Source organism: Limnospira sp. PMC 289.06, from assembly GCF_032350395.1.
Taxonomy (GTDB): Bacteria; Cyanobacteriota; Cyanobacteriia; order Cyanobacteriales; family Microcoleaceae; genus Limnospira; species Limnospira platensis.
This window is the reverse complement of record NZ_JARPLC010000002.1, coordinates 59756-74470: the sequence shown is the minus strand read 5'-3', so window position 1 is coordinate 74470 and position 14715 is coordinate 59756. Positions and strand designations below refer to the sequence as shown.

Sequence of the window (14715 nt, the reverse complement as noted above, 5' to 3'; positions counted from 1 at the left end):
CACCTCCACCGGACAGACTTCTTGTTGGGTTTCGCTGCCCTACACCCAACCTACACCTCCACCGGACAGACTTCTTGTTGGGTTTCGCTGCCCTACACCCAACCTACATCTAAAAAGTGAAGTTTTGTATATGTTTATATCGAATTTAGTATATTAGTCGGGCATTTATCCCCCCCCTCAATTGTGAGAAGGATGGGGTATTCTGCCCGACATTTATGATGAATCCGTGAAACGGTGCGGAGGCAGTTTGAACCCCAAAAGGATTTGGGTAACTGCCATTGGAACAACTTTAGTAAGCCAGACCCATACTGCGGGTAGTTTCAGCACCGAGGTAAACCCGAACGCTGAGGAAGTCAGTAGGACAAGCAGTCTCACACCGCTTACAACCGATGCAGTCTTCGGTACGGGGAGAGGAAGCAATTTGACCAGCTTTACAGCCATCCCAGGGTACCATTTCTAGCACATCCAAGGGACAAGCGCGAACACACTGGGTGCAACCAATACAGGTATCGTAAATTTTGACGGAATGAGACATTGAATAAGTTCTCCCAAAGATATCAGGTTTGCCGCGTATCTACATATAGATGCAGATTAAACGGTTTGCTCAAAGCAGGATTATCGTATATCTTCGATCACTTTAGCTTAGTGTTTGCCTTTCAGGATACACAAGGCGACAAAACTTTAAACTCTGTAATATTTTGCGGACCTAATAGGGAAGGGGGAAGTTGGTTAATTTCTCGCTACCACCGGAGAAACTACCCCTCACCACACCTATCGTTAGGGGGAGGCAGAATTATCAATTGTCAACTGTTCATGATCTTCTCTAATACGGGGGTGGTGGAGACAATGTGGTTGTCTAAACCGAGGGCTTTGGGGCTGATACCTAGGGCTAGGGCAATGATTTGGGGAAGGTGGAGGACGGGTAAATTGAACGCGCGCCCTAGATATTTAGCGATTTCCGGTTGGCGTGAGTCTAGGTTAAGATGACACAGAGGACAGGGTGTTACCATACAATCAGCCCCAGCAGCGATCGCCTCTTCGATATGATTACCAGCCATTTGGAAAGATTCATTGGTAGCATAACTAGAAATCGGCCAACCACAGCACTGAGTCCGTCCCCGATAATAAATCGGTGTAGCCCCCAGCGCCCGAAACACATTTTCCATAGACTCGGGTTGATGAGGATCATCATAAATCAATTGATGTTGGGCGCGTAAGAGATAGCAGCCATAGAAAGCGGCACATTTTAAACCGGATAACTTCTTAGTCACCTGGCGCTCAATTTCGGCTAAACCATAATCAGCCACCAAAGCCCATAATAAGTGTTTAACCTCGGTTGCGCCTTTGTAGGGGGTGCAGCTTTCTTTTTGCAGAAGTTGGTTAACTTTTTCGAGATAAGCCGGATCATTATTCTGATAGTCTTTCAGGCGTTCATCAACCCGACCAATCACGCCCTGACAGGTGCTACAGTGAGTCAGTAGAGGTAAGTTCAGCTCCTCGGCTAGGGCAATATTTCGGGCGTTAACAGTATCCTCCAGTAGTTGAGAATCTTCTTTAAAAGTCCCAGAACCGCAACAGGAGGCTTTTTTTAGCTCGACTAATTCAATTCCCAGGGCTTGGGTGAGGACTTGGGTTGAGTCATAGAGTTCCCGACAAGCCCCTTGAGCGACACAACCGGGAAAATAGGCATATCTGAGTTTTACGGAAGATGACATAGCAATATTTTTATGAAATGACTGCGGGCTAATCACCCACTGTTAATCTATCATCTACCCTAGGGAGCGATCGCATACCTAAAGAAACCATAAAGGTTGCCTCAGCCCCAGGAGCAGAATCTACCACAAAAGTAGAAAATGATGATCGCGGGGATTACGCTTTCCGATAATATGGAATACGCGGCATCCTATAGAGGAAACATTCCATGAGTTCAGATACATTTGAAACAGTTAAGAAAATCGTAGCCGAGCAACTAGAAGTTGATTCGGCACAGGTAACACCAGAAGCGAATTTTGTCAATGACTTGGGCGCAGACTCGTTAGATACAGTAGAACTGGTAATGGCATTGGAAGAGGAATTCGACATCGAGATCCCGGACGAAGAAGCCGAAAAAATTACCACAGTCCAAGACGCGGTGAGTTTTATTAATAGTAAGGTAACAGCCTCCGCCTAGGAGGATTTGCCTGTGTTCTGCATTCTGGGTGGTTAACTTCTGATAGAAAAGTCATGACTGATATGAACCGCAAGCGCGTTGTTGTTACAGGTCTCGGAGCAATTACTCCCATTGGTAATACGATTACTGAGTATTGGGAGGGGTTGTTAGCTGGGCGAAATGGAATCGGCCCGATCACTTTATTCGATGCGTCACGCCATGATTGTCGCATTGCTGGAGAGGTGAAAGGATTTGATCCCTGTGACTACATTTCGCGCAAAGAAGCCAAGCGCATGGATCGGTTTGCTCAATTTGCAGTGGCGGCGAGTAAACAGGCGATCGCTGATGCGGAATTAGTAATTGATGACCTGAATGCAGACCAGGTGGGAATCATGATTGGTACAGGCATTGGGGGACTCAAAGTTCTTGAGGATCAGCAGGAAGTTTATTTAACTCGTGGCCCAGACCGATGCAGCCCGTTTATGATTCCCATGATGATCGCTAACATGGCGGCTGGACTCACTGCTATACATACGGGCGCTAAAGGACCTAATAGCTGCCCCGTAACGGCCTGTGCAGCCGGGTCTAATGCGGTGGGAGATGCTTTTAGACTAATTCAACGAGGATACGCTCAGGCGATGATATGTGGCGGTACAGAAGCCGCTGTAACTCCCCTGTCGGTGGCAGGGTTTGCGGCGGCACGAGCCCTGTCTACTCGCAATGATGACCCACTCCATGCCTGTCGTCCTTTTGATGTGGGACGAGATGGCTTTGTTATGGGTGAAGGTACCGGAATACTGGTTTTGGAAGAGTTGGAGTATGCCCTGAGTCGCGGCGCTCGCATTTATGGCGAAATTGTCGGCTATGGTATGACTTGCGACGCTTATCATATGACTTCCCCGGTTCCCGGAGGTGTCGGAGCGGCTAAGGCGATCGCTTTGGCTATGAAAGATGCTGGATTAACTCCTGATCAGATTAGCTATATTAACGCTCACGGAACCAGCACCCCCGCTAATGATCCGACGGAAACTGCAGCCATTAAAACGGCTTTGGGTGAACACGCCTATAAAGTGGCGGTTAGTTCGACTAAATCTATGACCGGACACCTGTTAGGAGGTTCTGGGGGTATTGAAGCAGTGGCGGCGGTATTGGCGATCGCCCATGACCACATTCCCCCTACCATTAACCTGGAAAATCCCGATCCTGAATGTGATTTAGATTATGTTCCTAACCACAGCCGCAGCCAAACTGTGGACGTGGCTTTATCTAACTCCTTCGGTTTTGGGGGTCATAACATCACCCTAGCATTCCGCAAGTTTAACGACAATTAAAAGACTCAAAACCCCCCCAGTGGGGGGGAATGTCTAACTAATTATGCCATCGCTAACTGAAACTGCTGTTTCCACAGTCCCAGAGGTCAGGGTTGGTAAAGTAATCGACTCCACAGCCGGAGTATATCCTAGCCATTGTACCGACAGATTAGCAAACTGTTCGGCACAGCCACTCACACAAAAACGGGTCGGTCGCGGTAGGTCGCCATGGCGTAGTCCTAGTAATTCTAATTCCTGGGCGACTGCTTCCACTAAATGCACTGCTGGATCAACTAATTTCACCGCAGCCGGTAATAGCGATCGCAACACTGGGGCTAAGTGGGGATAGTGGGTGCAACCATAGATGAGCGTATCAATACGCTGTTGTATCAAAGGGGTTAAATATTCTCGCGCCGCCTCTAATGTACAAGGATCATGAATGCGATTTTGTTCAATTAGCGGAACAAAAGCCGGACAACCAACCTGCCAAACCTGTACAGCCGGGTTGATTTCTTGAATCGCCTGACGATAGGCATTGCTGGCGGCGGTGGCTGGGGTAGCAATTACCCCGATCCGCTCACCTTGGCTGATAGCAGCCCTGGCTCCCGGTAAAATTAAGCCTAAAATCGGTATGTCAAACTCAGACCTAACTACTTCTAAAGCCAAGGCAGAACTGGTGTTACAAGCCATCAGCACCATTTTAACATCCTGAGCCACTGCCCAAGTAATAATTTCGCGGACAAATTGCACAATCTCTTCAGGCGATCGCGTCCCGTAAGGTAGTCGCGCCGTATCCGCAAAATACAAAATCGATTCATTGGGAAGTTGCCGATACAATTCCCTCAAAACCGTTAAACCACCCACACCACTATCGAAAATAGCGATTTTCTGTCCTCGTTTATCCCTTGTCATTGGTTGCCTGGCAATTGTTATGATGTTTAATGGGCTCGATGGGCTGTTGTTGATGACAACTAAACATCCTACCCGCCTTAACAGATTTATCTGTTCAGGTTAAAAGTACACGATCAGGATTGATAGGGCGAACACCGCCACCCAAATTATCACCCGCATCAAGGGTAGCACTCAAGCATATTTGTGGTAAGATTATATCTAGGGTTAGGCGAGTAACATCATCAAACCCTAACTTTTTCGGTCGGCTATTTTCCCAGCCCTGAGCATACCTGAGAAGATCCTAGCTCATCACTGGGCTAGGGTCGGCATAGTTACTTTGATTGGAGTTGTGCGGGTTGTGCGGGTTAACAGTTTCGGTGCTGACTGTGGGTGTCGATTCCCAATTAGTTAGGGAGGTTATGAAATCTTGTATTCCCTGAAATTCTCGGTAAACTGAGGCGAAGCGAATATAAGCCACTTCACTTATGGGTTTGAGGCGATCGAGTACAAGCTCACTAATTTCTGGGCTGGAAACCTCGCGGGTGGCACGCTGTTGGAGTTCTGCTTCTATGTCTTCGATCATAGTTTCTAGTTCAGAAGAAGCGATGCCAGTTTTTTCGCAGGCACGAACTAAACCCCGTAACAATTTGGAACCATCGAAAGATTCTCGCCGTCCGTCACGCTTAATCACCGTTAAAGGAACCAACTCGATGCGTTCATAAGTGGTAAAACGGTGTTTACAATTGAGACATTCCCGCCGTCGCCGGATGCTTTTCAGTGATTCAGCCCATCGCGATTCTAACACACGGGTACTGGTATGTTGGCAAACGGGACATTGCATAATATACGTCCTTTAAACTCAGATTTTGCCATGGATGCTGATTGATTTACGAAAGCCATATCCAATCGGGTTCTAAGAAGCATACCCCTTACAACCCAATTGGAATCAGAAAATCCTATGCTGTTGGCGGGTTATTTACCAATGCGGGGGGGTTCCCGGAAGGCAATGGCAAAGAACAACACGCCGAGAGCCAGCGTCAAAACTAATATGTATGCAACACTTTCCATGTCAATGTTTCCTCATATCCCGGGTTAACTACCAGTCTATCAGTCTTGATGCCACTCTGAAAAACCTGCCCTAACTTAATCCCCCATTTATGAAGTCCAGGAGAATAGGGAGGGGTGCGATGTTTTTTCGGAGCTTCACCAAAAAAAGGACAGGTCGGATATATTCAGCTTAGGCGATCGCCAACCATTGAGGAAAGCTGCCACAAGTTTTGATATACCCATGAACCTGTCCTGACAACTACTCAACAACTGTGATTAGAAGTCTGCTTAGACGGTCTTTTGAACACGAGTTGTTTGGTCTCCAACTTTCTGGAAGTTACCCCACTCAACTTGTTCTTCTAGGTCAGCTTCCACCCCAGCAAATACATCTCGGAAGATGGTGCGGGAACCGTGCCAAATATGACCAAAGAAGAAAAGCAGAGCAAAGCAAGCGTGACCGAAAGTAAACCAGCCACGGGTACTGGTACGAAATACCCCATCAGAGCCGAGAGTTTCCCGGTCAAAGGCAAATGGTTCACCCTGTTGAGCAAAGCGGGCATATTTCTTCACAGAGGCGGGATCGGTGAAGGTTTTACCATTGAGTTCACCACCATATAAAGAAACAGTCACCCCAGTTTGCTCAAAGCTGTAGCGAGACTCCGCGCGACGGAAAGGAATGTCAGCGCGAATTACGCCATCAGCATCAGTCAGAATGACGGGGAAGGTTTCAAAGAAGTTAGGAAGACGACGAACAGTTAATTCGCGACCTTCTGCATCAGTGAATACTGGGTGTCCGAGCCAACCTTGAGCAATACCATCGCCCTTGTTCATCGGACCGACGCGGAACAAACCGCCTTTAGCGGGACTGTTACCAACATAGTCATAAAATGCCAGTTTTTCAGGAATCTTAGACCATGCTTCTGAGGGGCTGTCACCCTGAGCAATACTGCTTTGTACCCGGCGCTGAATTTCCTGTTGGAAATATCCCTGATCCCACTGATAGCGGGTAGGTCCAAACAGTTCAATCGGAGTTGCAGCCGAACCATACCACATAGTTCCAGCTACCACAAAAGCCGCAAAGAATACCGCCGCGATACTACTAGATAGTACAGTTTCGATATTTCCCATACGCAGGGCTTTGTATAGGCGCTGAGGTGGTCTGACGGACAGGTGGAATAGTCCGGCAATAATGCCAACAATTCCGGCCGCAATATGGTGAGCCGCAATACCGCCAGCATTGAAGGGGTTAAATCCTTCAGGCCCCCAGGAAGGAGCGACAGGTTGTATACTTCCCGTCAATCCATAGGGGTCAGAAACCCACATTCCCGGTCCGAATAGTCCCGTGAGGTGGAAGGCTCCGAAGCCAAAACAAAGCAAACCAGATAGGAATAAATGAATTCCGAACATTTTGGGTAGGTCTAGGGCTGGTTCACCAGTCCGAGGATCGGTAAACAGTTCCAGATCCCAGTAAACCCAGTGCCAAACTGCTGCCAGGAATAATAGACCTGACAAGATGATATGGGTAGCGGCTACCCCTTCAAAAGACCAAATTCCGGGATTATCGGCTACTTCACCAGTTAGACTCCAGCCACCCCAGGATTGAGTTACACCCAAACGAGCCATAAAAGGCATGACAAACATACCTTGACGCCACATGGGATTGAGAACTGGGTCTGATGGGTCAAAAACTGCCAATTCGTACAGGGCCATAGAGCCCGCCCAACCTGCGACAAGAGCAGTGTGCATTAGGTGTACAGAAATCAGCCGTCCTGGATCGTTCAGAACTACTGTATGTACGCGGTACCAGGGTAGTCCCATTGACTACGCTCCTCCTAGAATCAATGAATGTGAATTACAGACGTTTAAATGAGAGATTACAAACCAGGCCTGCTATTTGAACCGCGATCGCCTTAACTAGGATCAACCAGTATCAGGTCTGACCGTCGGCTCAGACAGACACTCTGCCCTAATCAGGCTTCCGATGTCCTCCCATGAGCCATGAGATTCTTCGTTGTTTGTCTGTTTTTTGATTTTAACGCTCGGTTTTGGCGTTTGCAGTTGGTGTCCTAAACTTTGGATTTATTCTACCAACACTTGTTACCGCAATCCATCCCCTACTTCTATCAAAAACTAGAAGCTGAGAATTTTCGCAGATTTTGTTAAAGAATTGTATATATTATTAGAACCAATTGCAAGCAAAACCCAATATCTCTACACTGAGGGGGCGGCTTTCCTAAAAAAGACCGCCCTGGACTCGGCACTCGGTTGATGCTATTCCCAGACGGTCGAGAACCTGGTCAGCGGTAATTAGACGGGTGAGAACTACTTGACCGATACCTGTTGATGGGTGTTCTGTCCATTGCGGTTTGACTTCTAGCATCAGAACTTCATCTTCAACTCGGTACAGCCACATTTTTTCGGTGTCTGTATCGTTGGACACACATACATCTAGTTTTTGCAGATCAGGAAGTCGCCGCTGGGTGGCCACATCCCACAAGCCCCCAATACCCCAAATCCGTCCAATTGTCCACCCTTCTGAGAGAAAGAAGTATTTCACCGAGTATCTTTACATAAACAATTGATTGGCAATCTTCCATTGTATATATAATGGCGAAAATTGTCAAGGAAATGATGGGCAGAAGCTGAGAACAGGCTCAACTACTAGATGAGAATAACACTTCTAATAGGCGATCGCATACTTTTGACCAAGTAAATCTAGCCCTGACAAATTCGCAGCCCGCCGATTTATTCTGAGTCCTTAAATTCGGGTTTTTCAGGGCATTTTCCATTAATTCAACTAAATGATTAAAGTCAGGTTCTAAGTAAAACTTAGTATCACCTTCGGCATCTTGAAAACATTTAAGCTGACTATTAATATAAAAGCTAAAATCCTCTCTGGTAAACTCATCTGTGGGGCCTCCTTTGGTGCAGATAACCGGAGTTCCACAGGCTACGGCTTCCAAAACTGGGAGATTAAAGCCTTCCGCCGAATAAGGAGAAACATATAAATCAGCCGCCTTGTAGAGTCGGGCGATTTCGGTGGCGGATAAATTATCGCCTAGATAACTAATCCGGGGTTTAACTAAATCAATTTGGGCATCAGTTAAGACTTGTTTACTGGCGGCTTTAATGGATTCTTTGGACTTAAAAATGGCATCTCTACCTTTTAAAACTAACCGCGCTTCTGGATAACTCTCAGCAATTTGTGCAAAGGCTTTTAAAAGCCTAGCGACTCCTTGACGTTCATTCCACATAATCCCAATATTGAGAATCACAAAATAATCACTCCATCCCAACTCTCGGCGGAGACTATGGCGGTCTTCTTCATTGAGGGGATAATGCACCTTGGGGTCAAATCCCAAAGGTACGATCGCCAGGCGTTCAGGAACCGCGCCACTATTCAAAAAACCTTGGCGAGACCATTCGGAAGCGGTGACAATAATACTATCAGAATTTAAATGAGCTTCCCGAAAAGAATTAACCCCCATTCCTCGCACAATAGTTTGGGGCAAAATTCCCCACTCTGTACAACCAAAAACAAAGGTTTTCTTACTGTCAGAAGATGCCAAGTTAAACGGACAATACATCCTCAAAGTCACATCGGCTTTCAGGTCTTCTGGGGGTGTAGGGAGACTGCCCAAAATTGCCTCTTCATCAGGGGTAAATAAACCCCGGCTAGGCTTCCAATCTTCGGTAACATAGGGCATATCTCGATGGAATAGTTGCAGGGGCGATCGCTGATGAAGTTCTAGGAGTTGATGGCTATTAATCAAAGCATAAGAATGGGGCAACCATCGCCAACCTTCGACTACCAGCTTATGGGGGTGAGAAGTGATGTTAGCGCCGCCGATATTAGACCCCCGCGCCGACGCTGGTTTGGGGGAGGGGTTGAGAACCTCTAAAATCCGGTCAACGGTATGTTTCCAGGTGAACCTTTGGGCGACAAACTGGGGGACTAACTCCCGCGCCATAGTTCCCATTTGCGGCTGTTCAATAGCCTGTTGCATTAGAGTAACTAAATGTTCCCAATTGGGGTGTAGCAAAAACCGAGTTTTATAGTCAATCACAAAAGTTCGGAATTGGCTAGAAATAGCCCAGCCAAAATCAGGATGAGTCCATTCTTGGGCGGGACTACCTTCAGTATAAATGACGGGAAGACCAGAAGCGATCGCTTCTAAAATGGGTAAATTTAACCCCGGTGCGACATCAGGGGATACATAAACATCAGCCGCCTGATACAATTTCGCCACCGACTCCAAAGGTAAATTATCGCCAATGTAGGCTAACCTAGGCTGTACTCGTCTAGCTTCCGCATCAGTTAAAATAGCTTGACTGCTTTCGAGGAGTAATTTTTCGCCATTTGGGGTGCAGCCTTTCAATATCAGTCTAGCATGGGGGTAAACTTCCACCACCGCCGCAAAGGCTTTGAGGAGGGGTCGAATACCATCAGTATTTTCCAGGTTGCTAACATGGATAAACACAAAATAATAGTCCCAGTCCAGAGATTTACGCAATTGCTGTCTGTCTGGGGAGGTTAACGGGTGGAAAATTTCCCTGTCAACTCCAGGGGGGATAACAGCCACCTGGTGAGGTGGAATACCCCCGCGCAGTAATCCATCCTTACACCACATTGTCGGGGTAATTAGGGTAATATTAGGGGCTAATGACACATTTTCGGGACTAATATTGAGGAGGGTTCCCCATTGTGGGGCGGTCAAAATCCCAGTTTTTTGGCTATCAGTGGGGGTCAAATCAGCTTCTGGGGAAATCCTTAAACTGATATCTGCTGAGTTACTATCCCCAGGGAGGTCGGCGGTAGGAATTGACAATTGACCCAGCAAGCGATCGATAATTGGGTTAGAATCACGACTAGCTGAGGAATTGGCTTGATAGGAAACCTGTAAATGCGATCGCCTCAAAAGTTCTTTCAGGATAAAATAAGTAGCGATCGCATAACAATTAGGTGCAAACGGCCATCCTTCCAGGTGAAATCTCATAGATCAAAATAGGTTCCCAAATATAATTTTCCTAGTAGATACTATATCGATCATGAATCTATCGTCAAAAGTTCCCGGATTTACGGCGACTCAAGAATAATCACCCAGACAGCGGCGATCTAGTTCAGAAATCTACTAAAATCAAAACACTGTCAACCCCTTATCTGTGATTAACTCACACAATTAACCGCTAAGATGAGCGAACAAAACCCTCCCAGACAGGAAAGACATATCACCCTGTCAGTTTCCAATGTTCCCTTGATTATTGGTTCTGTTTTACTATTAGTTTTATTATGGCAACTTCAGGGATTAATTATCCTGATCATGATTTCAGTAGTATTAGCAGCCTCCATCATTCCCTTAGTTAACTGGGTGCAATCCCTGAAAATGCCCCGCTGGTTAGCCGTGATTGTAGTATATTTAACCCTAATTGGTGGCATTACCGGATTAGGTTTAATCATCGGTCCGAGTGTCGTTGATCAAATTAACCTGTTAGTGCGCCAGTTGCCAATTTTCGCCGAACGCAGCCTCGATCTAGTCAGTAATATCGCCAGCAGTCTGGGGGAAGATATCCCCGCCTTAATCGATCGCCTAGTAGATACCCAATCCCTGACCAACTGGGTCATCCGCTCATCTCAGCAATTAATTCTCAGATCCTACGGAATCACCAGAGGTATTGTCGGAGGGGTATTTAGTCTGATTCTATCACTATTCGTCTCCGGCTATATGGTAGCAGATAGCAAAACTCTGGTCAAAAGTTTTGTACAATTGTTCCCATACCCGTGGAACGATCGCCTAGCCGCCCAAGCTGTGCCCGTAGGTCGTCGCATCGGCAGTTATATTAGAGGCAGATTAATTGTATCTGCCATATTAGGGGTGAGCATTACTACCTGTTTAGGATTTTTAGGGCTAAAAGACTATGCTCTAGGTTTGGGTGCGATCGCCGGGTTTACCAATTTAATCCCCTTCCTAGGTCCAATTTTAGGAGCAATTCCCGCCCTCGTGGTAGCCCTAGCCAAAGGTGGATTTTTATTTTTTTGGGTGTTACTACTGTATGTAATCGTGCAGAACCTGGAAACCTACGTTCTCGATCCCTTATTGGTGGGGTCTTCAGTAGGTGTACACCCCCTATATCAGCTTTTATCAGTGTTAGCAGGGGTGCAGCTTTTAGGGCTAATTGGGGCGTTGATAGTTCCCCCTTGGTGTGCGGGAATTGCAGCCTTAGTGGAAAACTTGTATTTAGAACCCAAACGCCTAGCCGAACAACAACTAACTTACCCCCAAGGCTCTGTCTCCGACCATCCCTCTGGGGTAATCTTAGATTCCAATTTAGACGCTCCTTGATTTCTCACCTAGCATCAACATAAGTCCCCATTTTTGAATTATGAACCATGATCCACCCTCTGCTTCAACAACAACTCCAAGAAATCGGCTTTCAAATGGACACGCCGCCATCAGACCCCAAGGCTTGGCGGGAGTTTTTAAAAAAGGTTAGTTCCAGTTATCGCGCCGCCGATCAACAACGGGATTTGGCGGCGCAAACTCTGACATTTTCTTCGGAGGAAATGCTCGAAAAATATGAACGTCAACGCCAACAGTCAGAAGCGCGGTTAGAAGCAGAACGCGATCGCCTCCAGGCGGTAATTGGTTCCCTCGGTGCGGGATTATGTATATTAGATGCTCAGGGAAATCTCCTATCGATGAATCCCAAAGCCGAACAACTTTTGGGCTGGTCTGAGTCCGAACTCGCCGGTCAAGATTTGTTTAAATTGATTGCTCCCCATTTACAACAATTTCCCCAGCAATTTCCATCTCACCTAAGTCAGAAATGTTCCCCGTCCCCGGAAAACCTGTTAGCACCTCCTAAATCTAAGCAAGATTATTTAGCCTGTCGTGATGGTCAATTTTTACCAGTTTCCTACATTCTCAACCCGATTGTAGAAAATGATGCTTGGGTGGGAACCGTTTTAGTGTTTTTTGATATTAGCGATCGCCAACAAGCCGAACAAGAAGCCGCCCGTTCTTTGTCCATGTTACAAGCAACTTTTGACTCAACGGACGCGGGAATTTTAGCCCTAGATCGCTACGGTCAAGTTTGCCATTTTAATCAAAAGTTTGTGCAAATGTGGGAGGTACCCGAATCATTCCTTAACCCTCATCAAAATCGCTCAACTTTAGCTTTTGTGATGCGACAATTGAAAAACCCCCCCCAGTTTCTGAAAACTATCATGCAACTGTCCGCCCAACCCTACATCCCTACCTATGATGTGGTAGAATTTAAGGATGGGAGGATTTTTGAGGTATATTCTCACCCTTCTAAAGTCGGAAATAAACTGGTGGGTAGGGTTTGGAGTTTCCGGGATATTACCGAACGTAAAAGAGTCGAAAAAGCCCTACAAAATCGGGTAGAATTTGAACAGCTAATCACGAATCTATCCACCTATTTTATTAGTCTAAATACCGAGGAAATTGATGCGGGTATTCAAGAATCCTTACAAAAAATCAGCAATTTTATCGGAGTAGATAGAAGCTATATTTATCTATTTTCTGACCCAGAACATCAAAGCCAATCTATCTACGACTGGCGCTCTACTTTGATGTCTATTAAAGCCGAAAATAACCTGGTATCTGAGTCGTCAGAAAATGAACCCTTAGATTTGGTTTCGGTGGTTAAAAATCAAGTCAAAGTCACATCAAATCAACTTAATCCCCAGGTGATTCCTGGGATTATTTCATGGCTGAAAAAATATGAGGTTGTCCATATTAAATCAGCCAATTTGTCTGGGGACATTATTAAGGATCTGCAATCTCTAGAAAAATTCCATCAAGATACTGGATTGGTCGGTTATGAACATCCAGAATATATCCAGCATCAACTGCAATTTCTGACGATTATTCCTCTGGTCTGTCGCAAATCTTTAGTAGGCTTTTTGCGCTTTGATAGCCTCAGCTCTTTGGATACCTTATCTTCCGATACTATTAGCCTCCTGAAAATGGTGGGAGAAATGTTTTCTAACACTATCGAAAGGCGACGCACGGAAGAAGTGCTACGACAAACAGAGGCTAAATATCGCAGTATCTTTGAAAACGCGGCTGAGGGTATCTGTCAAACTACCCCAGACGGTCGCTATATTAGCGCTAACCCGGCTTTAGCTAGGATTTTGGGGTATGACTCACCGGAGGATTTAATCGCCAATTTGACCGATGTTAGCACCCAGCTTTATGTTAAACCTACCCGACGGGCGGAATTTGTAGCAGCGATCGCCAAAAGTTCAGTTATATCAGGCTTTGAATCTCAAGTATATCGGCAAGATGGGACAACTATCTGGATTTCGGAAAATGCCAGAGCCGTTTTTGACGCTATCGGGGAACTGGTTTGTTATGAAGGAACTGTCGAAGATATCACCGAAGGAAAAAGGGCAGCAGAAGCCTTAGAACGCGCCAAGGAAGCCGCCGAAACCGCTAACCGGGCAAAAAGTACATTTTTGGCTAATATGAGCCATGAATTGCGTACTCCCCTCAATGCCATTATCGGCTATAGCGAGATTTTATTGGAGGAAGCCGAAGAACTAGGATATGAAGATATTGTCCCCGACCTAGAACGGATCTATACTGCGGGCAAAAATCTACTGACTCTGATTAATGATATCCTGGATATCTCTAAAATTGAAGCGGGGCGGATGGACCTGTTTGTAGAGGCTTTTGATGTTTCGGGTCTCCTAGAAAGTGTTATGGGTACGGCTCAACCGCTGATGTCAAAAAATAATAACACCCTCACCGTCGATTGTCCTGACAATATCGGGATTATGTATGCTGATGTGACTAAGGTTAGACAGATTTTACTGAATTTGCTCAGTAATGCTGCGAAATTTACAACTGATGGGAAAATTAAGATAGAGGTCTCTCGTGTATCCTCCCTCCCCTATAGCCAAGAGTCGGGTTCGGTCGTAGAATTTAAAGTTCATGATACGGGAATCGGTATGAGTGCCGAACAACAAGAACAACTGTTTCAGCCATTTACCCAGGGGGATGCCTCGACGACTCGACGCTATGGGGGAACTGGTTTGGGACTGGCTATTAGCGATCGCTTCTGTCAAATGATGGGAGGTAATATTCAAGTACAGAGTACACTGGGAGAAGGGTCAACCTTTAAGGTGGTCATCCCTACCCGAGTCAAGGTGAAAACCTCAGAGGCGATCGCTACAACCCAAGATCCAGAAGAGTATTCAGCAGTTGATGCTTATACTGAAGGCTGTTTGAGCGAGAATTAACTGGGTAGTTTCCTGGCTTTTTCAGAAAAGATAACTGGTAAAACCCTCAA

The 14715-nt window shown here is 46.2% G+C and carries 12 protein-coding genes; 4 read left to right on the top strand and 8 right to left on the bottom strand.

The window, feature by feature from the left end; translation table 11 throughout:
* Nucleotides 1-289: 289 nt before the first annotated feature.
* Both psaC and P5674_RS01115 read right to left on the bottom strand, forming a co-directional pair.
* Nucleotides 290-535 (bottom strand): photosystem I iron-sulfur center protein PsaC, encoded by a 246-nt coding sequence (gene psaC / locus P5674_RS01120; RefSeq protein ID WP_006616272.1) that lies wholly within the window; start codon nt 533-535, stop codon nt 290-292.
* A 268-nt stretch (nt 536-803) separates the two neighbouring features.
* A complete protein-coding gene (locus tag P5674_RS01115) occupies nt 804-1715 on the bottom strand; it encodes a CoB--CoM heterodisulfide reductase iron-sulfur subunit B family protein (RefSeq protein WP_014277470.1) in 912 nt (303 codons plus the stop codon).
* 206 nt (nt 1716-1921) lie between these two features.
* On the opposite strand from P5674_RS01115, the gene acpP reads away from it, so the two are divergent.
* Both acpP and fabF read left to right on the top strand, forming a co-directional pair.
* Nucleotides 1922-2170 (top strand): acyl carrier protein, encoded by a 249-nt coding sequence (acpP, locus tag P5674_RS01110; RefSeq protein WP_006616274.1) that lies wholly within the window; start codon nt 1922-1924, stop codon nt 2168-2170.
* A 53-nt stretch (nt 2171-2223) separates the two neighbouring features.
* Nucleotides 2224-3480 (top strand): beta-ketoacyl-ACP synthase II, encoded by a 1257-nt coding sequence (fabF, locus tag P5674_RS01105; RefSeq protein WP_014277471.1) that lies wholly within the window; start codon nt 2224-2226, stop codon nt 3478-3480.
* 33 nt (nt 3481-3513) lie between these two features.
* On the opposite strand, the gene murI is transcribed toward fabF, so the two are convergent.
* The 6 genes from murI to P5674_RS01075 form a co-directional block, all read right to left on the bottom strand.
* The gene (murI, locus tag P5674_RS01100) at nt 3514-4371 is read right to left on the bottom strand and encodes a glutamate racemase (RefSeq protein WP_006619119.1); all 858 of its coding nucleotides are present in this window, start codon (nt 4369-4371) and stop codon (nt 3514-3516) included.
* Nucleotides 4372-4651: 280 nt separating this feature from the next.
* Nucleotides 4652-5191, bottom strand: a complete 540-nt coding sequence (gene nrdR / locus P5674_RS01095; protein ID WP_006619120.1) for a transcriptional regulator NrdR — start codon at nt 5189-5191, stop codon at nt 4652-4654.
* Nucleotides 5192-5322: 131 nt separating this feature from the next.
* Nucleotides 5323-5418 carry a photosystem II reaction center protein T gene (locus tag P5674_RS01090; protein WP_006619121.1) on the bottom strand — a complete coding sequence of 32 codons (96 nt, stop codon included), beginning with the start codon at nt 5416-5418 and terminating at the stop codon, nt 5323-5325.
* Between the two features lie 267 nt (nt 5419-5685).
* Entirely contained in the window at nt 5686-7215 is a 1530-nt protein-coding gene (gene psbB, locus P5674_RS01085) for a photosystem II chlorophyll-binding protein CP47 (RefSeq protein WP_006619122.1), read from the bottom strand.
* Nucleotides 7216-7630: 415 nt separating this feature from the next.
* Nucleotides 7631-7954: a hypothetical protein gene (locus P5674_RS01080; protein WP_006619123.1), complete on the bottom strand. Its 324-nt coding sequence runs from the start codon at nt 7952-7954 to the stop codon at nt 7631-7633.
* Between the two features lie 97 nt (nt 7955-8051).
* Nucleotides 8052-10394 carry a glycosyltransferase gene (locus P5674_RS01075; RefSeq protein WP_315669726.1) on the bottom strand — a complete coding sequence of 781 codons (2343 nt, stop codon included), beginning with the start codon at nt 10392-10394 and terminating at the stop codon, nt 8052-8054.
* 195 nt (nt 10395-10589) lie between these two features.
* On the opposite strand from P5674_RS01075, the gene P5674_RS01070 reads away from it, so the two are divergent.
* Complete coding sequence (locus P5674_RS01070) at nt 10590-11738, top strand: AI-2E family transporter (RefSeq protein ID WP_315669725.1); 1149 nt, start codon at nt 10590-10592, stop codon at nt 11736-11738.
* Between the two features lie 47 nt (nt 11739-11785).
* Entirely contained in the window at nt 11786-14665 is a 2880-nt protein-coding gene (locus P5674_RS01065) for a PAS domain-containing sensor histidine kinase (RefSeq protein WP_152088602.1), read from the top strand.
* Nucleotides 14666-14715 lie beyond the last annotated feature (50 nt).